Raw genomic sequence first — 23,740 nt, 5'->3', positions numbered from 1 at the left:
CGGCCCCCTCGGGAGGCTCCGCGGTGCACAAAGCAACAAGCGTTGAAGCGCTAATCCCTATCAGCCAGGGCCGCGGGACTGGCTTTGCCAGACCGCAGGCGTAGCGGCCCCCTCGGGGGGCAGCGCAGTACGCGAAGCGACAAGCGTGGGGGCTACGTCTGAACCAGGCGCCTGGCCTTGGCAATCGACATCAGCATGCCCAGCGCCAGCCCCAGCGTCACCATCGCCGTGCCGCCATAGCTGATGAACGGCAGCGGCACGCCCACCACCGGCAAAATGCCGCTGACCATGCCCATGTTGACGAAGGCGTAGGTGAAGAAAATCATTGTCAGCGCGCCCGCCAGCAGCCGTGAAAACAGCGTGGGCGCGTTCATCGCAATCGCCAGACCGCGAAAAATCAGGAACAGGAAACCCGCGATCAGAAGCAGGTTGCCAATCAGCCCGAACTCTTCGGAATAAGCCGCAAAAATAAAATCGGTGGTGCGCTCGGGGATGAACTCCAGATGCGTCTGCGTGCCGGCCATGAAACCCTTGCCGAACATGCCGCCTGAGCCAATCGCGATCATGCCCTGAATGATGTGAAAACCCTTGCCCAACGGGTCGCGCGACGGGTCAAGCAAGGTGCAGATGCGCTGCTGCTGGTAATCGTGCAGCACCGGCCAGCGCATGCCATCGGCGCACAGTTGCGGCTCATACCAGACAATCAGCGAAATGCCGATGATGCCCAGCAGCACGGGCGGGGCAATCAGTTTCCAGCTCAGGCCGGCAAAAAAGATCACCGCCAGGCCGGCGGCCAGCACCAGGAGCGAGGTGCCCAGGTCGGGCTGCTTCATGATCAGTCCCACCGGCACGGCCAGCAGCACCAGGCCGACGGCGAAGTCGAGCGGGCGCAACTGCCCTTCGCGCTTCTGGAACCACCAGGCCAGCATCAGCGGCACGGCAATCTTCAAAATCTCGCTGGGCTGGATCACCACGCCGACATTCAGCCAGCGCTTGGCGCCCTTCTTGGTGATGCCAAACACCAGCACCGCCACCAGCAGCGTCACACCGAGGAGGTACAGCGGCACAGCGAAAATCATCAGCTTTTGCGGTGGCACCTGCGCCACCACGAACATGATGGCACCGGCTATCAGCATATTGCGGCCATGGTCGGCAAAGCGGGTGCCGTGGTCATAGCCCGCCGAATACATGATCACCAGGCCGGCGCAGGCGAGCAGGAACACAGCAAAGGCAAGCAGGCCGTCAAAACCCTGCACCAGGGGCAAAGATCGTTTGAAGAGGGAAGGTTGGTCAAAAACGGCGGACATGGCCGCGATTATCGGTGAGCCGGCAAGCGGCCTGGAAGCCAAAGGACATGGGCGCCGGGGCTGCAACACTACAAAAATAATAGCTGAATATGCTCATCCTGCTTGCGCAAACGGCTTCTTTTATGTTAAATCCAGCAGATACCGCACCGCAACATCCTGCACCTGCAGTCAGGCGTTTACCATTGATCCATGCCCATCACCCACCTGCTTTACCTGCACGGCTTTCGTTCCTCGCCCCAATCGGTCAAGGCCCAAAAAATGGCCGCAGTGATGGCCAACCGCTACCCGACGGTGCACTGGTGGTGCCCGCAACTGCCGCCCTCACCGCAGGACGCCATGGCGATGCTCGAAAAAGGCGTGGCAGACTGGCCGGCCGCATCGATGGCGGTCATCGGTTCGTCGCTGGGCGGCTTCTATGCGACAACAGTGGCCGAGCGCCATGGCTGCAAGGCGGTGCTGCTGAACCCGGCAGTCGATCCGGCGCGTGACTTGGCCCACTACATCGGCGAGCAGACCACTTGGCAAAACCCCGACGAGCATTTTTTCTTTGAAGCGCACTTTGTCGATGAACTGCGTGCGCTGCAGCCTGGGCCGCTGAAAAGCCCGCAGCACTACCTGGCCCTCATCGCCAAGGGCGATGAAGTGCTGGACTGGCGCGAGATGGCGGTGCGCTATGCGGGCGCCCAACTGCGCTTGCTTGAAGGCGGCGACCATGCGCTGAGCGACTTCGATGTCCATTTGCCCGCCATCCTGAACTTCCTGGACCTGACCTGAAGCCAGCACCCGTTGGTTTGGGGCCAGGCGCTGCCTGATTACACTAGCAGGCTGTCCCGCAAGGGCCGTGACCCCGCACCCCCAGGCCAAAGGATTTCGTTGTGTTTGTATTGTTTGAAGAAACCGGCAAGTTCCTGGCCGGCCGGATTTTGTCGGAAGCGGACACCTCGCTGCAGGTCGAGCTGGACTCGGGCAAGCGCGTCAAGGTCAAGGCGGCAAATGCGCTGCTGAAGTTTGAAAAACCCGCACCGGCCGAGTTCATTGCCGCCGGCCAGCGCCTGGTTGAAGAAATCGACCTGGACCTGGCCTGGGAATTTGCCAGCGACGAGGAATTCGGCTTTGCCGAACTGGCGCGCGACTATTTCAGCGCCGACGCGTCCAAGCCGGCGTCGGCCGAGCAGCAGGCCGCCGCCCTGTTTCGCCTGTATGACGCACCGCATTACTTCCGCCGCGCCGGCAAGGGCCGCTTCAAAAAAGCGCCGCCCGAAATCCTGCAACAGGCGCTGGCCGCCATCGAGAAGAAAAAGCAGATCACCGCGCAAATCGCCAGCTGGGCAGAGGAACTGGGCCAGGGCCAGTGTCCGGCGCCAATCCGCGAGCAACTCTACAAAATCCTCTTCAAGCCCGACAAGAACAGCGCCGAATACAAGGCGGTGGTCGATGCCTCGCGCGCCACGCATACCGCGCCGCTCGACCTGCTGCAAAAAGCCGGCGCCATTGCGTCGCCCTACCAGTTCCACTGGAAGCGCTTTTTGTTCGAGAACTTCCCCAAAGGCACGCGCTTTGCGGAACTGCAGGCGCCGCCTGTCAAGGACGAGCTGCCACTGGCCGACGTGCGCGCGTTTTCCATCGACGACTCCAGCACCACCGAGATCGACGATGCGCTGTCTGTTCAAGGTATGGGCAGCGGCACGGTCACGCTGGGCGTTCACATTGCAGCGCCCGGCTTGGCGGTGCTGCCGGGCAGCCCGATCGATGCCGTGGGCCGCGCACGCATGTCCACCGTGTACATGCCGGGCTACAAGCTGACCATGCTGCCCGACGAGATCGTGCAGGCCTACACACTGCAGGAAGGCCGCAACTGCCCTGCCCTGTCGCTCTACATCACGATGGACGAAACTACGCTGGACATCACTTCCAGCGTGACCCGGCTGGAGCAAGTGCCCATCGTCAGCAACCTGCGCCACGACGCGCTCGACAACGTTTTCAACGAAGCGTTCTTTGAAGCGGCGCAACTGACCTCGCCGGTCGATGTGCCATGGGGCGTGGAAATGACCTTTTTGCACCGCCTGGCACGGCACCTGAAAGGCCAGCGTGAGATCGCTCGCGGCAAGCCCGAGAACTTCAACCGGCCCGACTACAACTTCAAGCTCGACAACCCGACAGGCGGCGAGCCGCAGGGCGACGAGGCGGTCAGCATCGGCACGCGCCAGCGCGGCGCACCGCTCGATTTGATCGTCGCCGAGGCCATGATCCTGGCCAACAGCACCTGGGGCCAGTGGCTGGCCGAGCATGGCGTTCCGGGCATTTACCGCAGCCAGGCCAGCATGGCGCCCGGCGTGAAGGTGCGCATGGGCACCAAGGCGCTGCCGCATGCCGGCCTCGGCGTGAAAAGCTATGCCTGGAGCACCTCGCCGCTGCGCCGCTACACCGACCTGGTGAACCAGTGGCAGATCATTGCCGTCACCAAACACGGCCGCAGCGCTGCGCTGGTCGCACCCTTCAAGCCCAAGGATGCCGATTTGTTCTCGGTGATTTCGTGCTTTGACGCGGCCTACAGCGCCTACAACGGCTTCCAGTCGGGCATCGAACGCTACTGGACGCTGAAATACCTGCAGCAAAACGGCATCACCGAACTGACAGCCACCAGCTTCAAGGACAACCTGGTGCGTGCCGACGATCTCCCGCTGGTGCTGGCCGCCCTGGGTGCGCAAGGCCTGCCGCGCGGCGCCCGGGTGCGCATCAGGCTCGGCGCGATTGACGAGATCACGCTGGACGTTGCGGGCACGGTCATTGAACGGCTTGACACGGTTGCCGAGGCTTCGGCCGAAGCGCAGCACAGCGACGCTGGCGAAGACGCAGAAGATGGCGAAGATGAAATCGCCGCCGGACCGATTTCGATTGCTGTTGACATGGACGAAGCACCAGCAGATGCCGAGCCGGCTCCCGCTGCGGCCGCCTGAAGCCGCCCAGATGTCCAGCGCGCCACCGATGACCGGCACCTGGCAGCGCGCCTTCATGCAGAAACCTGACCGACGGCTGGGGAAATTCAGATCGCCCAGCACTTTGCAGGTGGCGCTGGGTATTTCGCTGGCCGCGCACGCTGCGCTGCTGGCCGTGCGGATTGTCGATCCGGAACGCTTCAACCGCGTGTTCCAGGACACGCCGCTTGAAGTCATTCTGGTCAATGCCAAGTCGAGCGACACGCCCGAGGCGAACGCCAAAGCCATTGCGCAAGCGTCGCTGGCGGGCGGCGGCATGCTTGACAGCGGCCGGCCAACGTCGCCGCTGCCGCCTTCGGTGGTGGAAAAAAACGGCGACGCGCAGGAAGACGCAAATGAACAGCGCCAGGTTCGCTCGCTCAAGGAACAGCAAAAAGATTTGCTGCTGCAGACACGCAATGAACTGGCTGCGCTGCCACCGCCCGACTTGAGCGTGCCGTCCAGCCTGCGTGCACAAACCGAGCAGGAAGAAAAGCGCCGGCAACTGGTCAAGCTGCTCGCTGAAATTGAAAAAAGCATCAATGAAGACGGCGCACAGCCGTCCCGCCGCTACATCAGCCCTTCGACCCGCGAGGCGGTTTATGCGGTCTATTACGACGCCATGCGCCGGAAAATCGAGAAAAAGGGCACGCTGAACTTTCCGCAGCGGGCGGGGAAAAAACTCTATGGCGAGTTGACCATGACAATGACGGTCAATGCCGACGGCCAGGTGCTGACGACCGAGGTGGTGCAAAGTTCGGGCAACCCGACGCTCGACCGCTGGGCGCAAAGCCTGGTGCAGGGCAGCGGGCCTTTCGAGCCGTTCAGCGAAGCCATGCGCGGCAAGGCCGACCAGATCGTGGTGGTATCAAGCTTCAATTTCGGGCGTGATGACAGCCTGGAAACAAAGCTGACGGATCGCTAAGCCTGGGTACATCGCCTGCATTGAAAAATATTCGCATGAAAAAGACACCCCCTTGACCCGCAATCCCGCAAGCGCAGCGCATGGCCCGGCGCCGGACAACCCAGTGGAAGACGGCAGAGTCACACCTGCCCACGCCGGCAAGCCGGTATGGTGGGCATGAAGGCCTTTGGTCGCTTGCTGCTCCTGGCCTTGCTGGCAGGCCTGGCGCTGCAGCTGTATTTTGCGGGGCGCATTGCGCTGATGCGATTTGTCGACCCGGAATCGACCGCCTTCCAGCGTTCTGAAGCGTGGAATGTGGCCCGCAACACCGGCACGCTTGCATGGCGCCAGCAGTGGGTGCCGTACGAACAAATCTCAAGCCACCTCAAGCGCGCCATCATTGCCTCGGAAGACGCCAGTTTTGTGCTTCACGAGGGCCTCGACATGGACGCGCTGGAAAAGGCCTGGGAGAAAAACGCCCAGGCTGAGGAACGTGCCGCGCAAGCCCTCAGCCGACAAGCGCAGGGCAAGTCGAACGCACCGCTGGCCAAGCCACCCAAAATCGTCGGTGGCTCGACCATCACCCAGCAACTCGCCAAGAACCTGTTCCTGTCAGGCGAACGCACGCTGCTGCGTAAGGGACAGGAGTTGCTGCTGACGCTGATGCTCGAAGCGCTGCTGAGCAAGCAGCGCATTCTGGAGATTTACCTGAACAACGTCGAATGGGGCGAAGGCGTTTTTGGCGCCGAAGCCGCTGCCCAGCACTATTACCGCAAGTCGGCCGCACGCCTGAGCGCCATCGAATCGGCCCGGCTGGCGGTGATGCTGCCCCGGCCGAAGTATTTTGAAACCCACACCGGCTCGGGCTACCTGGCCTCGCGCGCCCGGACCATTGCAGCGCGCATGGGCGGGGTAGAACTGCCATGAGCGCCTGCTTTTCATATTTTACGAGTCATTTCTTGCCTTTGCGCAATACCAGCCTGCATAAGCAGCTACTTTAATCATAGCAATGCATATATTGGGAATCGATCCGGGTTTGTTGATCACGGGCTTTGGCGTGGTGGACATGGACGGCCCGCACCTGCGCTACATCGCCAGCGGCACCATCAAGACCGCGCACCTGGACAAAAAGGACTTGCCGGGCCGGCTGAAGGTGCTGTTCGACGGCGTTCGCGAGGTGGTGCAGCGCTATCAGCCCGAATCCGCGTCGGTCGAGATTGTGTTTGTGAACGTCAACCCGCAGGCCACGCTGCTGCTGGGCCAGGCACGCGGCGCATGCATCACGGCGCTGGTGTCAAGCGACCTGCCGGTGGCCGAATACACCGCGCTGCAGATGAAAAAGGCCGTCGCCGGCTACGGCAAGGCCGGCAAGGCGGAAGTCCAGGAAATGGTCATGCGCCTCTTGAAGCTGCCGTCGCTGCCGGGCAAGGATGCCGCCGACGCCCTGGGGCTGGCCATCACGCATGCGCATGTGGGTGCGGCAATGGCGCGGCTGGCGCAGGCCAGTGAAGCCAGCGGCAAGATGGGCGGCCATTACCGCGCCGGACGCAGCCGCTGACCGGCTAACCGACCCGATCCATGATAAGCACCGCAAAAAATCCGAAAGCGGCAACAAGGGTCCATTTCAGGATGTTCAGCCCCTGACGCCGAAACCGCACTTGTGAGGTGATGGCGTACAGCACAAATGACACGGCAGAAGCCAGCAGCGCCAGCAAAATCATCAAACGGAACACCACCATGATCAGGCTTCCTGCCGTTCGCGCGACACGGCCTTACCAGGCCCGCGCCAGGGTGGCAAAACCCTTGGGTGCGCTTTTTTCGTCGTCAAACGTGACGATTTCATAGGCTTCAGGCTGCGCCAGCAACTCGCGCAGCAGCTTGTTGTTCATGGCATGGCCCGAGCGAAAAGCGCTGTAGGCGGCCAGCAGCGGCTTGCCCAGCAAGTACAGGTCACCCATGGCGTCGAGGATCTTGTGCTTGACGAATTCGTCGTTGTAGCGTAGCCCTTCGCTGTTCAAAACCTTGTAGTCGTCCATGACGATGGCATTGTCGAGCCCACCCCCCAGCGCCAGGCCGTTGGCCCGCATCATCTCGACATCCTTGGTGAAACCGAAGGTGCGCGCGCGGGCAATGTCGCGGCTGTAGGCGCCGCTGCCCATGTCGAACTCGACGCGCTGACCGGTCGAATCGACAGCCGGGTGGTCAAAGTCGATCTCGAAGCTCAGTTTGTAGCCTTCATAGGGACTCAGCCGCGCCCATTTCACATTTGGACCCTCGCCTTCGCGGACCTCGACCGGCTTGAGGATGCGCACGAAGCGCTTGGGCGCCGGCTGCAAGGCAATGCCGGCGGATTGCAGCAGGAATACAAACGACGACGCCGAGCCGTCCAGGATCGGCACCTCCTCGGCAGTGATGTCGATGACCAGGTTGTCAATGCCCAGCCCGGCGCAGGCCGACATCAGGTGCTCGACCGTCAGCACCTTGGCGCTACCGCTGGAAATAGTCGACGCCAGCCGGGTGTCGGTGACGGCTTCGGGCGAGATGGCGATGTCCACCGGTTGCGGCAGGTCAACACGCCGGAACACGATGCCGCTGTCGGGTGGTGCCGGCCGCAGGGTCAACTCGACCCGCTGGCCGCTGTGCAGCCCGACGCCGACCGCCCGGGTCAGTGATTTGAGGGTTCTTTGAGCGAGCATGTCTTATTTTAAATTGCCAGGCACGCAGCGCCATGGCGGAGCCCGTCAAGCCCACACGGCATGCTGGCGTGCAGCAGGCATGGCACGCCATAAAGCAGGCCATGCGGTGCCGGCCTGTCGCCGTGGCAGGCCGGTACAGTTACAGGCAGGATCAGTCTGCCTGACGGCGCAAGAAGGCAGGAATCTCGAAGTCGTCCATGCCCCCAGATGCCAGCGCATCGACTTTGGCCGCCGCCTGTGTGCGGTTGGTGCGCCACACGCTGGGAACGGCCATGTTGCCGTAGTCGGGCTGCTTCAGACCCTGCGGGCCGCCCGCATTCTGGCCGGCACCACGCAGCACCTGCAACGGCGCAACATTGCTGCGCACTTCCTGGCGGCTCAGGCCGGTCGCCACCACGGTGACGCGGATGTCATCACCCAGCTCGTCGTCGTAGGCAGTGCCGTAGATGACATGCGCATCGGGCGAAGCGTAGGCGCGCACGGTGTTCATGGCCAGCTTGGACTCGTTCAGCTTGAGCGAGCCCTTGGCGGCCGAAATCAGCACCAGCACGCCCTTGGCGCCCGACAGGTCGATGCCTTCGAGCAGTGGGCAGGCCACGGCCTGCTCGGCAGCGATGCGGGCGCGGTCGGGGCCGTTGGCCCGGGCCGTTCCCATCATCGCCTTGCCGGGCTCGCCCATCACGGTGCGCACATCCTCGAAGTCGACGTTGACGTGGCCGGGAACATTGATGATCTCGGCAATGCCACCAACAGCGTTTTTCAGCACGTCGTTGGCATGCGCAAAGGCTTCGTCCTGCGTCACGTCGTCGCCCAGCACTTCAAGCAGCTTTTCATTCAGCACGACAATCAGCGAATCGACATTGGCCTCCAGCTCGGCCAGGCCGAGGTCGGCATTGGTCATGCGCCGGCCCCCCTCGAAGTCGAAGGGCTTGGTCACGACGCCGACCGTCAGAATGCCCATTTCTTTGGCCACGCGGGCGATCACGGGCGCTGCACCCGTGCCAGTGCCGCCGCCCATGCCAGCGGTGATGAACAGCATGTGCGCACCGCTGATGGCATCGCGGATGTCGTCCACGGCGAGTTCGGCGGCTTCGCGGCCTTTTTCAGGCTTGCTGCCGGCGCCAAGTCCGCTGGCGCCCAGCTGGATGTTCTTGTGCGCGGTGCCGCGGTTAAGCGCTTGCGCGTCGGTGTTGGCGCAGATGAATTCAACGCCCTGCACGCCGCACTGGATCATGTGGCCGACGGCATTGCCGCCACCGCCGCCGACGCCAATCACCTTGATCTGCGTGCCTTGGTTAAATTCAGTGATTTCAATCATTTCGATACTCATGGGGAGCCTCCTGTTGGGGTAAATAAGGTGGGTGAATACATGTCAAATTTTTTGCGAAACATGGCGGGTCAGGCCGGTGGATCAGCGCCTCCCGAATGGGTTCGGCGCCAGGGACGGCCGAAAAATCTGGACAGACGGGTCATCAAAAATTCCCCACAAACCAGTCTTTGACGCGGCCAAAGGCGCTGTGCACGCTGCCGGCCTTTTGCGACACCTTGAAGCCGCGCATGCGCGCCAGCCGGGCTTCTTCGAGCAGCCCCATGACGGTCGCGGCACGGGTCTGGGCGACCATGTCGGACAAAGCACCGGAATAGCGCGGCAGACCGCGCCGTACCGGCTTGAGGAAAATATCTTCGCCCAGCTCGATCATGCCGGGCATCATGGCGCTGCCGCCGGTGATGACAATGCCCGAGGACAGCACTTCCTCGTAGCCTGACTCGCGGATCGCCTGCTGGACCAGCAGGTAGATTTCCTCGACGCGCGGCTCGATCACGCCGGCGAGCGCTTGCTTGCTGAGCATGCGCGAGGCGCGGTCGCCCAGGCCGGGCACCTCGACCTGGGTATCGGGGTCGGCAAGCAACTGCTTGGCGCAGCCGTTTTCCACCTTGATGTCCTCGGCGTCCTTGGTTGGCGTGCGCAGTGCCATGGCGATGTCGCTGGTGATCAGGTCGCCGCCAATCGGAATCACGGCGGTGTGCCGTATGGCGCCGCCGGTGAAGATGGCGACGTCGGTGGTGCCCGCGCCAATGTCGACCATGGCCACGCCCAGTTCCTGCTCGTCCTGCGTCAGCACCGACAGGCTGGACGCCAGCGGATTGAGCATCAACTGGTCGACGTCAAGGCCGCAGCGCCGCACGCATTTGATGATGTTCTCGGCAGCGCTTTGTGCGCCCGTCACGATGTGGACCTTGGCCTCCAGGCGCAGACCGCTCATGCCGATGGGCTCGCGCACATCCTGGCCGTCGATCACGAATTCCTGCGGCTCGACCAGCAGCAGGCGCTGGTCGGTGGAGATGTTGATGGCCTTGGCGGTTTCAATCACCCGGGTGACATCGGCCTGGGTCACTTCCTTGTCCTTCACGGCCACCATGCCGCTGGAATTGATGCCGCGGATGTGGCTGCCGGTGATGCCGGTGAAGACCCGGCCAATCTTGCAGTCGGCCATAAGTTCGGCCTCTTTCAATGCCTGCTGGATGCTGTGCACGGTGGCGTCGATGTTGACCACCACGCCGCGCTTGAGTCCCTGGCTGGCGGCAATGCCCAGACCGGCCAGCTTGAGCTGGCCGCCGGGCATGACCTCGGCCACCACGACCATGATCTTGCTCGTTCCGATGTCCAGCCCCACCACCAGATCTTTATATTCTTTGGCCATTCATTTACCTTTTCTTTTTCTTGTCGTCTTTGTCAGCGATCTCGCCGGTGGTGACGCCCCTGAGCTTGAGCGCATAGCCGGTGGGATAGCGCAGGTCGGCAGACTCCACGTCGCGTCCGAAGCGCGACGACACCTGCGTCACGGTGTCGACGAAGCGCCGGGCACGCGCCTGGACTTCAGCCCGCGAACCGTGGCCGAGTTCGATCACCGCGCCACTGTCAAGCTGCGCGCGCCAGCTTCCCAGATCATTCAACTGCAACTGCTCCAGCACCGCATCCATCTCTTCAAACAACGGAAGCATTTCGTGGTAAGCCTGCAGCACCTGCGGCGCTTGGCCCTTGGGGCCGATCAGCAGCGGCAATTCTTCGTTTTCGACATCGCCGGGATTGGCGTCAAACACCTCGCCCAGGTTGTTGAGCAACCTGGCATCGCCCTCGGGTCCCCAGTAGGCAACGGCCTTGTGCTCAATCAGGACCACTTTCAGGCGGTTCGGGAATTCGCGCTGCACCACGGCCCGGCGAACCCAGGGCACGGATTCGAAAGCAGCGCGCGTGGATTCCAGGTCCACTGTCAGGAAGTTGCCGACCAGTTTGGGCGCCACATTGGCGCGCAGGGTGACGGCATTGTTGTGCGTCAAGTCGCCACCGACACGTATGGCGCTGAGGTTGAAGGCGGGCTGGCGTGCCAGCCAAGCCATGCCCAAGGCCAGCACCATGGCGCCGAACATCAAACCCAGAAGCACCGACACGGTGTTCATGAGCCTGACGTCTGGTGGCAGGGCGGCTGGCAGTGGCATGGTGCGGCTCACAGCAGTGTTCCGTCCCGGGGCTGGCAGTCGAGCGCTGCGGTTTGAAGCAACTGGACGCACAAGTCCTCATAGGAAATGCCCGCTGCCCGCGCAGACATGGGCACCAGCGAATGCCCGGTCATTCCCGGCGAGGTGTTGATCTCCAGCAGGTAGGGCTTGCGCGTCGCCTGGTCGATCATCACGTCGGCACGGGCCCAGCCCCGGCAGTTCAGCGTGCGAAAAGCCTGCAGCACGAGTTGCTGGATGGCTTGCTCTTCTCCGTCTGGCAGGCCGCAGGGCACCAGGTACTGCGTGGTGTCGGTGAAATACTTGTTCTGATAGTCGTAATTGCCCTCGGGCGCAACGATGCGGATCACCGGCAGCGCCCGCGCCTGCGCGCCGGTGCCAAGCACCGGACAGGTCACCTCGTCGCCACTAACGAACTGCTCGCACAGGATGTCGGCATCCATTTTTTCGGCCAGTGCCACAGCGGCTGCCATATCGGCGCGCTCAGTTACCTTGGTCAAGCCCAGCGACGAGCCTTCGCGCGCCGGCTTGACGATCAGCGGCAGGCCAAGCGTGTCGGCGACCGCATTGACCTCTGCCGCGCTGTATCCACCACGGCGCAGCAGCACATAGCGGGGGGTGGGCAGGTTTTCGGACAGCAGCACGCGCTTGGTCATGACCTTGTCAATGGCCATGCTCGACGCCATGACACCGGAGCCGGTGTACGGAATGCCGAGCAGTTCCAGCGCGCCCTGCACCGTGCCGTCTTCGCCGAAGCGGCCATGCAGCGCGATGAAGCAGCGGGCAAAACCCTCTTTCCTCAAGTCGCCCAGGTCGCGCTCGGCCGGGTCGAAGGCATGGGCATCGACACCCTGCGAGCGCAACGCCTGCAACACGCCCTGCCCCGACATCAACGAAATTTCACGCTCGGCGGAGCGCCCGCCCATCAGGACGGCGACCTTGCCGAAGCTCGAAGGATGGGCGTTCATGCGGCTTGACCTTCCAGCACCTTGAATTCCTGGAACTCCAGCATGGCCACGACACCGGCGGGTACCTGGCCGATAGAACCAGCGCCCATGCACATCAGCACATCGCCGCCCCGTGCCGTATCGAGGATGGCCTGGGGCATGGCTGCAATGTCGCCGACGAAGACCGGCTCGACCTTGCCGGCCACACGCAGCGCACGCGCCAGCGAGCGGCCGTCGGCCGCCACGATGGGCGATTCGCCAGCGGCATAGACTTCGGCCAGCAGGACCGCGTCGGCGTGGCTGCTGATGACCCTGACGAAATCTTCGAAACAGTCGCGGGTGCGGGTGTAACGGTGTGGCTGGAATGCCAGCACCAGCCGCCGACCCGGAAAAGCGCCGCGCGCCGCCGACAACGTAGCCGCCAGCTCGACCGGATGGTGACCGTAATCCTCGATCAGCGTGAACCGGCCGCCGTCTTTGGCAGGCAGGTCACCATGGCGCTGGAAGCGCCGGCCCACGCCAGTGAAGCCGGCAAGCGCATTTTGCACAGCGGCGTCGGGCACGTTGAGTTCCACTGCAATCGCAATGGCTGCCAGGGCATTGAGCACGTTGTGCTGGCCGGCCAGGTTCAACACCACCTCCAGGTCGGGCAGTTGCACACCATTGCGGCGCTGCGCGGTGAAATGCATTTGCGCGCCGACAGCGCGCACGTTCACGGCGCGTATTTGCGCGGCGTCGTTCAGGCCATAGCTGGTGATGGGGCAGGACATCTGGGGCACGATGTCACGGATCACCGGGTCGTCGGTGCACAAGACCGCTGTGCCATAGAACGGCATGCGGTGCAGGAAATCGACAAACGCCTTTTTCAGGTTGCCAAAATCGTGCCCATAGGTTTCCATGTGGTCGGCATCAATGTTGGTGACCACTGCCATCACGGGCAGCAAGTTCAGGAAAGACGCGTCCGACTCATCGGCTTCGACCACGATGTAGTCGCCCGATCCCAGCTTGGCATTGGCACCAGCGCTGTTGAGCTTGCCACCAATCACGAACGTCGGGTCCAGTCCGCCTTCGGCCAGCACGCAGGCCACCAGGCTGGTGGTGGTGGTCTTGCCGTGGGTACCGGCAATCGCAATGCCCTGCTTGAAGCGCATCAGTTCGGCCAGCATCATTGCGCGCGGCACGACCGGAATGTGTTTTTCACGCGCGGTCACGACTTCCGGGTTGTCGGCTTGCACTGCCGTGGAGGTCACCACGGCATCGACATTGACCAGGTTCCCGGCAGCATGGCCGACAAAGGTCTGGATACCGAGTCCGCCCAGGCGCTGCAGCGTGCTGCTGTCCGACAGGTCGGAGCCGGAAATCACATACCCCAGGTTGTGCAGGACCTCGGCAATTCCGGACATGCCTGCCCCACCAATGCCGATGAAATGGATGTGCTTGATGGCGTGCTTCATCGCGCAAGTTCCTCGCAAGCGGCGACAAGATGGGCGGTGGCATCTGTTTTTTGCATGTTTTTGGCTTTTAGCGCAGACTGGACAAGCGCAAAGCGCTCTGTTTTTTGTAGCATTATCGCAAGTTTTTCGGGGGTCAGGTCATGTTGTTGCACCAGCCAGCCACCGCCTTGTGTAACAAGAAATTTGGCATTGGCGGTCTGGTGGTCATCTACGGCAGACGGAAAGGGAACAAACAGCGCCGCAGCACCGACAGCGGCAATTTCGGTCACCGTGCTGGCGCCGGCGCGGCAGATGATCAGGTCCGCATCGGCAAAGGCCTGGGCCGTGTCGTTGATGAAAGGCGTGAGTTCGGCACCCACGCCGGCAGCCAGGTAATTGGCGCGCAACGCTTCAAGCTGGCGAGCACCGCTTTGGTGTGTGACGCAGGGACGCAGCGCCGCTGGAATCAGGGCAAGCGCCTTGGGAACAAGTTCGTTCAGCGCCGTCGCGCCCAGACTGCCGCCCACCACCAGCACCTTGAGCGGCCCGCTTCGCTGCGCAAAGCGCACCGTCGGATCTGGCTGCAGGGTAAAAGCTGGCCGAAGCGGATTGCCCACCCATTCGGCATTTTTCAGCACAAGTGGAAAAGCAGTAAAAACGCGGTCGGCGACGCGGGCCAGCAGTTTGTTGACCAGGCCGGCCACGGAATTTTGTTCGTGCAGGATGAGCGGCTTGCCCAGCAGCACGCTCATCATGCCGGCCGGAAAGGCGATGTAGCCGCCCAGACCGACCACTACATCAGGCTTGACGTGGCGAATGACCTGTACGCTTTGCCAGAAAGCCTTGAGCAGGCGCAGCGGCAGGAAGGCCAACGTTAACAGCCCCTTGCCACGAACGCCCGAGAAATCAATCGACTCAAAGGCAAAGCCACGCGGCGGTACCAACTGGCTTTCCATGCTGGGGCGCTCTGCGCTGCCCTTGCCGCCCAGCCAGTGCACGCGCCAGCCACCCGCGCGCAAGGCCTCCGCCACGGCCAGGCCGGGAAAAATATGGCCGCCGGTTCCGCCGGCCATGATCAAAGCACAGCGCTGAGGGTTCATATGCGGCTTCCACGCATCATCACGCGGTTTTCGTAGTCGATGCGAAGCACGACCGCCAGCGCAATCAGGTTCATCACAATCGCGGAGCCGCCATAGCTCATCAGCGGCAGCGTCAGGCCCTTGGTCGGCAAGGCGCCAAGGTTCACGCCAATGTTGATGAAGGTCTGAAAGCCCATCCAGATGCCAACGCCCTGCGCCACCAGCCCGGAAAACAGCCGGTCCAGCGCGATGGACTGGCGGCCGATGTGCATGATGCGGCGGATCATCCACACGAACAAAGCGATGATCACCAGCACGCCGATGAGGCCGAATTCCTCGCCAATCACAGCCATCAGAAAGTCGGTGTGCGCTTCGGGCAGCCAGTGCAGTTTTTCGATGCTGCCGCCCAGGCCGACGCCAAAGATCTCGCCCCGGCCAAAGGCAATCAGCGAGTGGGACAACTGGTAGCCCTTGCCCAAGGCGTATTTTTCGTTCCACGGGTCCATGTAGGCAAAGATCCGCTCGCGACGCCATTCACTGAACATCACCATCATGCCGAAAGCCACCACGACCACCGCTGAAATCACCAAAAACATCCGCGCATTGACGCCGCCCAGAAAAAGAATGCCCATGGCAATGACAGAAATCACCATGAAGGCGCCCATATCGGGTTCGGCCAGCAGCAGCATGCCGACGATGCCCACGGCAAAAGCCATCGGCAGCACCGCGCGAAAAAAGCGCTCCTTGACATCCATCTTGCGCACCATGTAGTTGGCGGCATACAGCAGCACGGCAAATTTCGCCAGCTCCGAAGGCTGGAAGTTCATGACGCCCAATGGAATCCAGCGCCGCGCGCCATTGACCCCTTTGCCAATGAAGGGAACCAGCACCAGCACCAGCAACAACAGCGAACCCATGAAAAGCCAGGGCGCATATTTTTCCCAGGTGGCCATGGGGATCTGGAAAGCCAGATAAGCTGCAAGCGTCGCCACCAGCAGCGAAAGCAAATGCCGCGTCAGGAAAAATGTGTGTGCATAGCGCGAAAACTTGGGGTTGTCGGGCATCGCCACCGAGGCCGAATACACCATCACCAAGCCGAACAGCAGCAAGGCCACAGTGACCCAGACCAGCCCCCAATCGAGTCCTGCCAATCGAACCGGGGTGGTGAGCTTACCCGGAAGACTGCGGCCGCCCAAACGCACTGGCAAGGCATCCGAAGCAACCTTGCCAGCCCCTGAAAACCAGCCGGTACGACGCAGTTTGGCAGTCACAGCACAGCTCCCTGTTCGACGGCAAGTTCCTGAACTGCCTCGCAAAAAACCCGTGCCCGATGCTGGTAATTGTCAAACATGTCAAAACTGGCACACGCAGGCGACATCAGCACCGCGTCACCGGCATGTGCCTGCGCAGCAGCCAGGCTGACCGCCTGCGCCATGGAAGCCGCCTCCAGCAACTCGACCTGTCGGCCTTGCAGTGCAGCGCGAATCAGCGGCGCATCACGACCAATCAGCACCACAGTCCGGACATAGCGCGCCACCGGATCGGCCAACGCCGAAAAATCCTGGCCCTTGCCTTCCCCGCCCAAAATCAACACCAGTTTGCGATCAACGCCCAATCCGGCCAGCGCCGCCACCGTGGCGCCGACATTGGTGGCCTTGCTGTCGTCAAAGTATTCCACGCCCTGCAGCACGGCCACCGACTCCACGCGGTGCGGCTCGCCCCGGTATTCCCGAAGGCCATGCAGCATAGGCGCCAACGGGCAACCCACGGCGACGGCCAGACCCAGCGCAGCCAGTGCATTGGCGGCGTTGTGCCGGCCATGAATTCGCAGCGCTTCGAGCGGCATTAGGCGCTGGATATGCAGCACCACATCTTCGGTCTTGCGGCGCTTGAGGGTTTCGTCGGCCTCGGCGGCGCGTACCAGCCATGCCATGCCGTTGACCGTCTGGATCCCGTAGTCACCCGGCCGCCTCGGCTCGTCGCCACCAAAGGTCAGGTAGTGGCGTATTTGCCTGCCCTTGACGGGTGCGGGCAATGCCGCCATCACCTGAGGATCATCGCGATTCAGCAGCATGAGCCCAGCGCTGCCGTAGACATTCGCCTTGGCGGCGGCATAGGCCGTCAAGGTTTCATGCCAGTCGAGGTGGTCCTGGCTGACGTTCAGCACCGTTGCCGCGTCAGGCTGGAAATTCGCGACGCCGTCGAGCTGAAAACTGGACAGTTCCAGCACCCAGACCTCAGGCAGCGTCAAGGTTTCATCGCGGGCTTGCACCTCCAGCTTTTCAATAAGTGTGTCCAGCAGCGTGGGGCCGATATTGCCGGCCACCGCCACCGTTTTTCCGGCGCGCTCGATGAGTTGCCCCGTCAAGGACGTCACGGTGGTCTTGCCGTTGGTGCCAGTGATGCCGATGACCCGAGGTGCATAACCCCTGTCCTGTTTCAGTTCGGCCAGGGCTTGCGCGAACAGGCTCAGTTCGTTGCCGCAAGGGATGCCTTGGGCACGGGCTGCCGCCACGACTCCAGCAATGGAGGCGGGTGACAGGCCAGGGCTTTTCAGCACCAGGTTGAAGTTTTCGCTGTCCAGCAGTGCGCCATCCATCGCAGCATTGATGAAGCGGGCGTTTGGCATGCTGCCCTGCAAGGCGGCGAGTTGCGGCGGCGCAGGACGCGTATCGGCCACGGTGACACGGGCACCACAGCGAGCGCACCAGCGCGCCAGCGCCAGACCGGATGCGCCCAGCCCCAGAACCAGAATGTTTTGATGTGCCAGGTTTCTCATCTGAGTTTCAGCGTTGAAAGACCGACCAGGCACAGCAGCATGGTGATGATCCAGAAACGGACAACGACCTGGGTTTCCTTCCAGCCGCATTTTTCAAAATGATGGTGCAACGGGGCCATTTGCAACAGACGCCGTCCCTGACCGTAACGCCGTTTGGTGTACTTGAACCAGGTGACCTGAAGCATGACCGACAGCGCCTCCACCACAAAGATTCCACCCATGATCGCCAGCACGATTTCCTGGCGCACGATAACGGCGATGGTGCCCAGCGCCGCGCCCAGCGCCAGCGCCCCAACATCGCCCATGAAGACCTGCGCCGGATGGGTGTTGAACCACAAAAAGGCCAGTCCGGCGCCTGCCATGGCGGCACAAAAGATCAGCAACTCGCCTGAACCGGGGATGTGGGGAAACAGCAGGTATTTGGAATAGACCGAGCTGCCTGTCACATAAGCAAACACGCCCAGCGACGAGCCAACCATCACCACCGGCATGATGGCCAGCCCATCCAGGCCGTCGGTCAGGTTCACGGCATTGCTGGAGCCGACAATGACCAGGTACGTCAGGATCACAAAACCGAAGACGCCCAGCGGGTAGCTGATTTCCTTCATGAACGGCAGTTGCAGCCCGGCGTTGGGCGGCAAGCTGACATCGAACCCCGACCGCACCCAGCTGACAAACAGTTCCAGCACGCGCATGTTGGAACTTTCCGAGATGCTGAACACGAGGTAGAGCGCGGCCATCAGGCCAATAACGGATTGCCATAAATATTTTTCGCGCGACCGCATGCCTTCCGGGTCTTTGAGCACCACTTTGCGCCAGTCATCGGCCCAGCCGATAGCGCCAAAGCCGAAGGTCACCAGCAGCACGATCCAGACAAAGCGGTTGGACAGATCGAACCACAGCAGCGTGGAAATGCCGATCGCCATCAAAATCAACACACCACCCATGGTCGGCGTGCCGCTTTTGCTCAGGTGCGTCTGCATGGCGTACTCACGGATCGGCTGGCCGATCTTGAGCGTGATCAGCCGGCGAATCACGAACGGGCCGGCCAGCAGGCCGATGAGTAGCGCGGTGAGCGCGGCCATCACAGCGCGCAGGGTCAGGTACTGGAACACCCGCAGGAATCCCAGGTCAGGCGATAGGGTCTGGAGCCATTGGGCCAGGCTAAGCAACATGAGGCGCTTTCTTGTCTTCTTTTTGTGAATCGGCGCCAGCGGCCATGGCCGCTTCGACCACGCGCTCCATCTTCATGAACCGTGAACCTTTCACCAGCATGCTGGCAACGTGCGGCAGTTCGTCCACCACGGCGGTGCTCAGTTCGGCCATGCTGGTGAAATGACGACTGTCCCCAAAAGCGACGCCTGCGCTGTGCGACTGTTCACCCAGCGTGAAAAGCTTTTCGACTCCCAACGCACGGGCATTTCGGCCAGCTTCACGGTGGAACTGTGGCCCCTGGCTGCCGACCTCGCCCATATCACCCATGACCAGCAAGCGCGGCCCGGGAAGCTCGGCCAGCACCTGGAGGGCCGCCTCCATTGAATCGGGGTTGGCGTTATAGGTGTCGTCAACCAGCGTCACCGTGCGTCCCGGCAGCGAAACCGACAAGGCACGCGACCGCCCCTTGACCGGCATGAACGCCGAAAGGCCGGCGCTGATGAAAGCCGGCGGAACGCCGGCGGCCAATGCGCAGGCGATGGCCGCCAGTGCATTCTTGACGTTGTGCCGGCCCGCCACATTCAGCGCAAACGCCAGCAGCCCCGACGGCGTACGGGCTTCAACGTCCCAGCCGTCGCCATTCCACCTCGCACTGCCTGTCACATCGGCCGGCCCTTCAAGCGCAAACGTCATGACCGGGCGTGCGCCCGCCAGACGCCGCCATAGCTCGGTATAAACATCGTCGGCAGGGAAAACGGCTATGCCAGACGCATCCAGCGAGGCCAGCACCGCGCCATTTTCAAGGGCAACGGCTTGCACCGTGGCCATGAATTCAAGGTGTTCGCGCTGGGCGTTGTTGACCAGCGCCACCGTCGGCCGAACCAGATCGGCCAGATAGGCAATTTCGCCAGCGTGGTTCATTCCGAGTTCAACCACACCGACCTTGTGCGCAGCGCGCAGGCGCAGCAATGTCAGGGGAACGCCGATATCGTTGTTGAGGTTGCCTTCGGTCGAGAATGCTTCTTCGGGTTTCCAGGCCTGCAGAATCGCCGCGATCATCTGCGTCACCGTGGTTTTTCCGTTGCTGCCCGTCACGGCAATCAGCGGCAGGCTGAACTGCGAACGCCAGGCAGCGCCGATCTGGCCCAGCGCCAGGCGGGTGTCGGCGACTTCAATACCGGACAGGCCAGCCCGTGCCAGGCCGTGCTGTGCAATGGCGGCCACAGCGCCTTGAGCCTTGGCTTTTGGCAAAAAATCGTGTGCGTCGAAATGTTCGCCCTTGAGCGCGACAAACAGGTCGCCCGGCCGCAGGCTTCGCGTATCGGTATGAATTCGCAGCGGGGCAACACTGCCGTCGCCCACCAGCCGGGACAAAGGCAACCAGGCCGCGAGTTGCTCCAGGCGCTTCATGCGACCGCCTTTGCCCGGCGCCCTGCCGCCATGGCATTCAGGGCAGCCTGCGCTTGGTCGCGGTCGGAAAATACCATCTTCACACCGTTGATTTCCTGGTAGTTTTCATGCCCTTTGCCGGCCAGCAATACAACGTCCTGCACTTGGGCTCGCACCACGGCATAAGCGATGGCGGCATGCCGGTCCGGCTCTTCATGCGCAGCCTGCGGCTGGTTCAGGCCTTTTTTCATCTGTTCAATAATGCGCAGCGGGTTTTCGCTTCTGGGGTTGTCGCTGGTCAGCACCAGTTGGTCAGCAATTTTTTCTGCCGCGGCTGCCATCAGGGGCCGCTTGCTGGTGTCACGGTCACCACCACAGCCAAAAACACACCACAGCTTGCCGCCCCGGCCCTGTGCCACCGGCCTGAGCGCCAACAGCACTTTTTCCAGCGCATCGGGCGTGTGCGCATAGTCGATGACGACCAGCGGCTGGCCGGCCATCGCCAGAGTTTCAGTGCGGCCGGGTACTGGCAACAAATCCACGCAGGAAGCTACTGCCTCGGCCAGGGGCACCGCCATCGCCCGCAGGGTGGCCACGACACCCAGTAAATTTGACACGTTGTACAAGCCCACCATGGTGGTTGAAAGCCTGTGACGATCGGCGCCTTCCACCACCTCGAAGCTCAAACCCTGCGGGCCTTGGCGGATCGCCTGTGCCTCAAGCCGCGCAGGACCAACGCATGACACCGTCCAGCAGTCGAGCGGCTTTGATGCCAGAAAACCAGCCAGCTCCAGACCCTTGTGGTCGTCTATATTGATGACTGCTGCCCGCAGACCAGGCCAGTCGAACAGCGCTTTCTTGGATGCCCAATAGGCGTCCATTGATGCGTGGTAGTCAAGATGGTCTTGGGTGAAATTGGTGAACACTGCGACCTGAATCTTCGTTCCGTCCAGGCGACGCTCCTGGATACCTATCGATGAAGCTTCCAGCACGCAGGCTGAAAAGCCTTTGCCTGCAAAAAGGCGCAACTGCTGTTGAAGCAGCACCGGGTCTGGCGTCGTCATTCCGGTGGAAACCATTGCACCGGGTGTGCCAATTCCCAGCGTTCCGATCAAGCCGCATGGGCGCGTCAACCGACCAAGCGCCTGCGCCAGCCACCAGGCGGTCGAGGTCTTGCCGTTGGTTCCCGTGATGGCCACAAGTTCGAGCTGCTCGCTTGGCGCGCCAAAATAGGCTGCAGCGATCAGTCCAGTGGCGGACTTGAGATCCTCGTAGGTCGCTACCCGATCATCATTGAAACCGTAAGTCTGAACGTGCTCATTCTCGACCAGACAGGCTTCTGCCCCAGCAGCCAAAGCGGCCTTCACAAACTGCCGTCCGTCAGTAGTTGCTCCGGGCCATGCGATGAAACCATCGCCCTTGCACGCCTTGCGGCTGTCGGCCCACAGCGTACCGGTCACGCGCTCGTGCAGCCAGCGCGCAGCCTGCTCCGGGGTGCGAAGCTGGACGGTGGTCAAAACGACTCCTCCACGGTCTGCGTGATGATTTGCGGTTTCACGCTCATGTCGGGCTGCACGCCCATCATGCGCAGCGTTTGTTGAACCACTTCGCTGAACACCGGAGCGGCGGCAATGCCGCCAAAGTATTTGCCGTCACTGGGCTCGTCGATCATCACCGCGACGATGATGCGTGGCGACTCGATCGGCGCCATGCCGGTAAACCAGGCACGGTATTTGTTGCTGGCATAGCCTTTGCCGACCTGCTTGTGCGCCGTGCCCGACTTGCCGCCCACCGAATAGCCCACAGTCTGTGCCAGCTGGCCGGTTCCGCCCGGTGCGGCGGCCATCTGCAGCATGCGGCGAACGGCGTGGGCTGTCTCGGGAGAAAACACCTTGACGCCGACTGCTGGTTCATTTTTCTTGAGCATGGTGGCGGGAATGATCTGGCCGTCGTGGGCAAAAGAGGTGTAGGAATGTGCCATCTGGAACAGCGATGCCGACAGGCCATAGCCATAAGCCATGGTGGCTTGCTCTACCGGCCGCCAGGTTTTCCAGGGGCGCAGGCGACCGGACACGGCACCCGGAAACTCGATCTGCGGCTTCTGTCCGTAGCCCAAGGCGACGTACGTATCCCACATTTCGTGGGGTGTCATTTTCTGGGCAATTTTCAGCGCGCCCACGTTGCTGGACTTCTGGATCACGCCCTCGACAGTCAATATGCCGTAGTTATGGGTGTCCCTGATGGTGAAGCCACCGATACTGAAACGGCCGGGACCGGTATCAATCAGCGTCTGCGGCTTGACGCGTCCGGCCTCCAGCGCCATGGCGACCGTGATGGGCTTCATTGTCGAGCCAGGCTCGAAGGTGTCGGTCACAGCCCGGTTACGCAATTGCTCGCCGGTCAGATTCTGGCGCTTGTCTGGCACAAAGCTTGGGTAATTCGCCAGCGCCAGCACCTCACCGGTAATTGAGTCAATCACCACGACACTGCCAGCCTTGGCTTTGCGCGCGATCACCGCATCGCGCAGCTTCTGATAGGCGAAGAACTGCACCTTGCTGTCAACGCTGAGCTGAATGTCCTTGCCGTCAACAGGCGGAATCTGTTCGCCCACGCCTTCGACCACGCGGCCCAGCCGGTCCTTGATGACACGGCGTGAACCTGCCTTGCCCGACAGTGCCTGGTTGAAGGTCAGCTCGATACCTTCCTGCCCCTTGTCTTCCACATTGGTGAAACCAACGATGTGGGCGATGGTTTCGCCTTCGGGGTACTTGCGCTTGTATTCCTTGCGCTGGTAAATGCCGGGAATGCCGAGATCGCTGATTTTCCGGGAAACGGGTTGTTCCAGTTGACGCTTGACCCAGACAAAGTTCTTGTCTTCGTCGCTAAACTTCTTTTTCAGATCGGCCAGCGGCATTTCCAGCAAGCGGGCCAATTCGGTCAGTTGTTCAGGACTGGCCTTGACGTCTTCAGGAATGGCCCAGATGCTAAAGGCCGGAACGCTGGACGCCAAAATCAGCCCGTTGCGGTCCAGGATGCGTCCACGGTTGGCTGGCAGATCGAGCGTCCGTGCAAACCGCACCTGGCCTTGGCGCTGAAAAAATTCGTTGGCGTACACCTGTATATAAGCCGCCCTGACTGCAAGGCCGGCAAACGCCAGTGCGATGAGCGCAACGATGAGTTTGCTTCGCCAGACAGGCGTCTTGCTGGCCAGCAGGGGGCTGGACGTATAAAGAACATTTTTTCTACTCATGCTGCGCCTTTTGGCCTGCAGCGGCCGCAACATCGGCAGCGGATTTGTACTTGATGTACTCCGTAATGGCCGGCGTGGTAGTGCGCATCTGAAGCCGGTCCTTGGCCAGCTTCTCAATCTTCAGCGGTGTGGCTTCCGCACGTTTTTCCACCTGCAGCCGCTCGCTTTCGGTTTCAATCTTGCGGCTCTGTGCCGCCGCCTTTTCAAGTTCCACATAAAGACGGCGCGACTCATACTGGGTTTGCACCAGGTACAGCGCACTGGCCAGCACAACCAGCAGCAGCACGAAATTCAGACGTCCCATGGCCTG

At 61.9% G+C, this 23,740-nt stretch carries 21 protein-coding genes; 5 read left to right on the top strand and 16 right to left on the bottom strand.

The window, feature by feature from the left end; translation table 11 throughout:
• Nucleotides 1-152: 152 nt before the first annotated feature.
• Nucleotides 153-1,307 carry a rod shape-determining protein RodA gene (gene rodA / locus IWX87_RS03200; RefSeq protein WP_196862070.1) on the bottom strand — a complete coding sequence of 385 codons (1,155 nt, stop codon included), beginning with the start codon at nucleotides 1,305-1,307 and terminating at the stop codon, nucleotides 153-155.
• Between the two features lie 189 nt (nucleotides 1,308-1,496).
• Here rodA and IWX87_RS03195 point away from each other — a divergent pair, with 189 nt between their 5' ends.
• The 5 genes from IWX87_RS03195 to ruvC all read left to right on the top strand — a co-directional run bounded on the left by IWX87_RS03195 (nucleotide 1,497) and on the right by ruvC (nucleotide 6,744).
• Nucleotides 1,497-2,081, top strand: a complete 585-nt coding sequence (locus IWX87_RS03195; RefSeq protein WP_196862069.1) for a YqiA/YcfP family alpha/beta fold hydrolase — start codon at nucleotides 1,497-1,499, stop codon at nucleotides 2,079-2,081.
• A 101-nt stretch (nucleotides 2,082-2,182) separates the two neighbouring features.
• Nucleotides 2,183-4,264, top strand: coding sequence for a ribonuclease catalytic domain-containing protein (locus IWX87_RS03190; RefSeq protein ID WP_196862068.1), 2,082 nt, complete (start codon nucleotides 2,183-2,185; stop codon nucleotides 4,262-4,264).
• A 55-nt stretch (nucleotides 4,265-4,319) separates the two neighbouring features.
• Nucleotides 4,320-5,207, top strand: a complete 888-nt coding sequence (locus IWX87_RS03185; protein WP_196862203.1) for an energy transducer TonB — start codon at nucleotides 4,320-4,322, stop codon at nucleotides 5,205-5,207.
• A gap of 156 nt (nucleotides 5,208-5,363) precedes the next feature.
• Entirely contained in the window at nucleotides 5,364-6,113 is a 750-nt protein-coding gene (locus IWX87_RS03180; protein ID WP_196862067.1) for a transglycosylase domain-containing protein, read from the top strand.
• 82 nt (nucleotides 6,114-6,195) lie between these two features.
• Complete coding sequence (gene ruvC / locus IWX87_RS03175; protein ID WP_196862066.1) at nucleotides 6,196-6,744, top strand: crossover junction endodeoxyribonuclease RuvC; 549 nt, start codon at nucleotides 6,196-6,198, stop codon at nucleotides 6,742-6,744.
• A gap of 4 nt (nucleotides 6,745-6,748) precedes the next feature.
• Here ruvC and IWX87_RS03170 read toward each other — a convergent pair whose 3' ends face one another.
• From IWX87_RS03170 to ftsL, 15 genes are all read right to left on the bottom strand, one after another.
• The gene (locus IWX87_RS03170; protein ID WP_196862065.1) at nucleotides 6,749-6,925 is read right to left on the bottom strand and encodes a hypothetical protein; all 177 of its coding nucleotides are present in this window, start codon (nucleotides 6,923-6,925) and stop codon (nucleotides 6,749-6,751) included.
• A gap of 33 nt (nucleotides 6,926-6,958) precedes the next feature.
• Nucleotides 6,959-7,882 (bottom strand): UDP-3-O-acyl-N-acetylglucosamine deacetylase, encoded by a 924-nt coding sequence (gene lpxC, locus IWX87_RS03165; RefSeq protein WP_196862064.1) that lies wholly within the window; start codon nucleotides 7,880-7,882, stop codon nucleotides 6,959-6,961.
• A 151-nt stretch (nucleotides 7,883-8,033) separates the two neighbouring features.
• A complete protein-coding gene (ftsZ, locus tag IWX87_RS03160; RefSeq protein ID WP_196862063.1) occupies nucleotides 8,034-9,212 on the bottom strand; it encodes a cell division protein FtsZ in 1,179 nt (392 codons plus the stop codon).
• Nucleotides 9,213-9,354: 142 nt separating this feature from the next.
• A complete protein-coding gene (ftsA, locus tag IWX87_RS03155) occupies nucleotides 9,355-10,584 on the bottom strand; it encodes a cell division protein FtsA (RefSeq protein ID WP_196862062.1) in 1,230 nt (409 codons plus the stop codon).
• A 4-nt stretch (nucleotides 10,585-10,588) separates the two neighbouring features.
• A complete protein-coding gene (locus tag IWX87_RS03150; protein ID WP_196862061.1) occupies nucleotides 10,589-11,380 on the bottom strand; it encodes a cell division protein FtsQ/DivIB in 792 nt (263 codons plus the stop codon).
• Nucleotides 11,381-11,388: 8 nt separating this feature from the next.
• A complete protein-coding gene (locus IWX87_RS03145) occupies nucleotides 11,389-12,366 on the bottom strand; it encodes a D-alanine--D-alanine ligase (protein WP_196862060.1) in 978 nt (325 codons plus the stop codon).
• Nucleotides 12,363-13,799 (bottom strand): UDP-N-acetylmuramate--L-alanine ligase, encoded by a 1,437-nt coding sequence (murC, locus tag IWX87_RS03140; RefSeq protein WP_196862059.1) that lies wholly within the window; start codon nucleotides 13,797-13,799, stop codon nucleotides 12,363-12,365. Before murC ends, IWX87_RS03145 begins: the two co-directional genes overlap by 4 nt.
• The gene (murG, locus tag IWX87_RS03135; protein ID WP_196862058.1) at nucleotides 13,796-14,878 is read right to left on the bottom strand and encodes an undecaprenyldiphospho-muramoylpentapeptide beta-N-acetylglucosaminyltransferase; all 1,083 of its coding nucleotides are present in this window, start codon (nucleotides 14,876-14,878) and stop codon (nucleotides 13,796-13,798) included. Before murG ends, murC begins: the two co-directional genes overlap by 4 nt.
• Entirely contained in the window at nucleotides 14,875-16,128 is a 1,254-nt protein-coding gene (ftsW, locus tag IWX87_RS03130; protein ID WP_196862057.1) for a putative lipid II flippase FtsW, read from the bottom strand. The genes murG and ftsW overlap by 4 nt, the downstream gene beginning before the upstream one ends.
• Nucleotides 16,125-17,636, bottom strand: coding sequence for a UDP-N-acetylmuramoyl-L-alanine--D-glutamate ligase (gene murD, locus IWX87_RS03125; RefSeq protein ID WP_196862056.1), 1,512 nt, complete (start codon nucleotides 17,634-17,636; stop codon nucleotides 16,125-16,127). The genes ftsW and murD overlap by 4 nt, the downstream gene beginning before the upstream one ends.
• Nucleotides 17,633-18,811 (bottom strand): phospho-N-acetylmuramoyl-pentapeptide-transferase, encoded by a 1,179-nt coding sequence (mraY, locus tag IWX87_RS03120; protein WP_196862055.1) that lies wholly within the window; start codon nucleotides 18,809-18,811, stop codon nucleotides 17,633-17,635. Before mraY ends, murD begins: the two co-directional genes overlap by 4 nt.
• Nucleotides 18,801-20,201, bottom strand: coding sequence for a UDP-N-acetylmuramoyl-tripeptide--D-alanyl-D-alanine ligase (murF, locus tag IWX87_RS03115; RefSeq protein WP_196862054.1), 1,401 nt, complete (start codon nucleotides 20,199-20,201; stop codon nucleotides 18,801-18,803). The genes mraY and murF overlap by 11 nt, the downstream gene beginning before the upstream one ends.
• Nucleotides 20,198-21,697, bottom strand: coding sequence for a UDP-N-acetylmuramoyl-L-alanyl-D-glutamate--2,6-diaminopimelate ligase (locus IWX87_RS03110; RefSeq protein ID WP_196862053.1), 1,500 nt, complete (start codon nucleotides 21,695-21,697; stop codon nucleotides 20,198-20,200). Before IWX87_RS03110 ends, murF begins: the two co-directional genes overlap by 4 nt.
• Entirely contained in the window at nucleotides 21,694-23,430 is a 1,737-nt protein-coding gene (locus tag IWX87_RS03105) for a penicillin-binding protein 2 (protein WP_196862052.1), read from the bottom strand. Before IWX87_RS03105 ends, IWX87_RS03110 begins: the two co-directional genes overlap by 4 nt.
• The gene (gene ftsL, locus IWX87_RS03100; protein WP_196862051.1) at nucleotides 23,423-23,734 is read right to left on the bottom strand and encodes a cell division protein FtsL; all 312 of its coding nucleotides are present in this window, start codon (nucleotides 23,732-23,734) and stop codon (nucleotides 23,423-23,425) included. The genes IWX87_RS03105 and ftsL overlap by 8 nt, the downstream gene beginning before the upstream one ends.
• Nucleotides 23,735-23,740 lie beyond the last annotated feature (6 nt).

Origin of the sequence: Polaromonas sp. CG_9.7 (genome assembly GCF_015752205.1) — a bacterium.
Classification (GTDB): Bacteria; Pseudomonadota; Gammaproteobacteria; order Burkholderiales; family Burkholderiaceae_C; genus Polaromonas.
This window is presented reverse-complemented; position numbering and strand designations above follow the sequence as displayed.

Bases quoted from the DNA above. Each gene is read 5' to 3' on its own strand.
- rodA (WP_196862070.1), bottom strand. From the start codon at position 1,307: ATGTCCGCCGTTTTTGACCAACCTTCCCTCTTCAAACGATCTTTGCCC.
- IWX87_RS03195 (WP_196862069.1), top strand. From the start codon at position 1,497: ATGCCCATCACCCACCTGCTTTACCTGCACGGCTTTCGTTCCTCGCCC.
- IWX87_RS03185 (WP_196862203.1), top strand. From the start codon at position 4,320: ATGCAGAAACCTGACCGACGGCTGGGGAAATTCAGATCGCCCAGCACT.
- IWX87_RS03180 (WP_196862067.1), top strand. From the start codon at position 5,364: ATGAAGGCCTTTGGTCGCTTGCTGCTCCTGGCCTTGCTGGCAGGCCTG.
- ruvC (WP_196862066.1), top strand. From the start codon at position 6,196: ATGCATATATTGGGAATCGATCCGGGTTTGTTGATCACGGGCTTTGGC.
- IWX87_RS03170 (WP_196862065.1), bottom strand. From the start codon at position 6,925: ATGGTGGTGTTCCGTTTGATGATTTTGCTGGCGCTGCTGGCTTCTGCC.
- lpxC (WP_196862064.1), bottom strand. From the start codon at position 7,882: ATGCTCGCTCAAAGAACCCTCAAATCACTGACCCGGGCGGTCGGCGTC.
- ftsZ (WP_196862063.1), bottom strand. From the start codon at position 9,212: ATGAGTATCGAAATGATTGAAATCACTGAATTTAACCAAGGCACGCAG.
- ftsA (WP_196862062.1), bottom strand. From the start codon at position 10,584: ATGGCCAAAGAATATAAAGATCTGGTGGTGGGGCTGGACATCGGAACG.
- IWX87_RS03150 (WP_196862061.1), bottom strand. From the start codon at position 11,380: ATGCCACTGCCAGCCGCCCTGCCACCAGACGTCAGGCTCATGAACACC.
- IWX87_RS03145 (WP_196862060.1), bottom strand. From the start codon at position 12,366: ATGAACGCCCATCCTTCGAGCTTCGGCAAGGTCGCCGTCCTGATGGGC.
- murC (WP_196862059.1), bottom strand. From the start codon at position 13,799: ATGAAGCACGCCATCAAGCACATCCATTTCATCGGCATTGGTGGGGCA.
- murG (WP_196862058.1), bottom strand. From the start codon at position 14,878: ATGAACCCTCAGCGCTGTGCTTTGATCATGGCCGGCGGAACCGGCGGC.
- murD (WP_196862056.1), bottom strand. From the start codon at position 17,636: ATGAGAAACCTGGCACATCAAAACATTCTGGTTCTGGGGCTGGGCGCA.
- mraY (WP_196862055.1), bottom strand. From the start codon at position 18,811: ATGTTGCTTAGCCTGGCCCAATGGCTCCAGACCCTATCGCCTGACCTG.
- murF (WP_196862054.1), bottom strand. From the start codon at position 20,201: ATGAAGCGCCTGGAGCAACTCGCGGCCTGGTTGCCTTTGTCCCGGCTG.
- IWX87_RS03105 (WP_196862052.1), bottom strand. From the start codon at position 23,430: ATGAGTAGAAAAAATGTTCTTTATACGTCCAGCCCCCTGCTGGCCAGC.
- ftsL (WP_196862051.1), bottom strand. From the start codon at position 23,734: ATGGGACGTCTGAATTTCGTGCTGCTGCTGGTTGTGCTGGCCAGTGCG.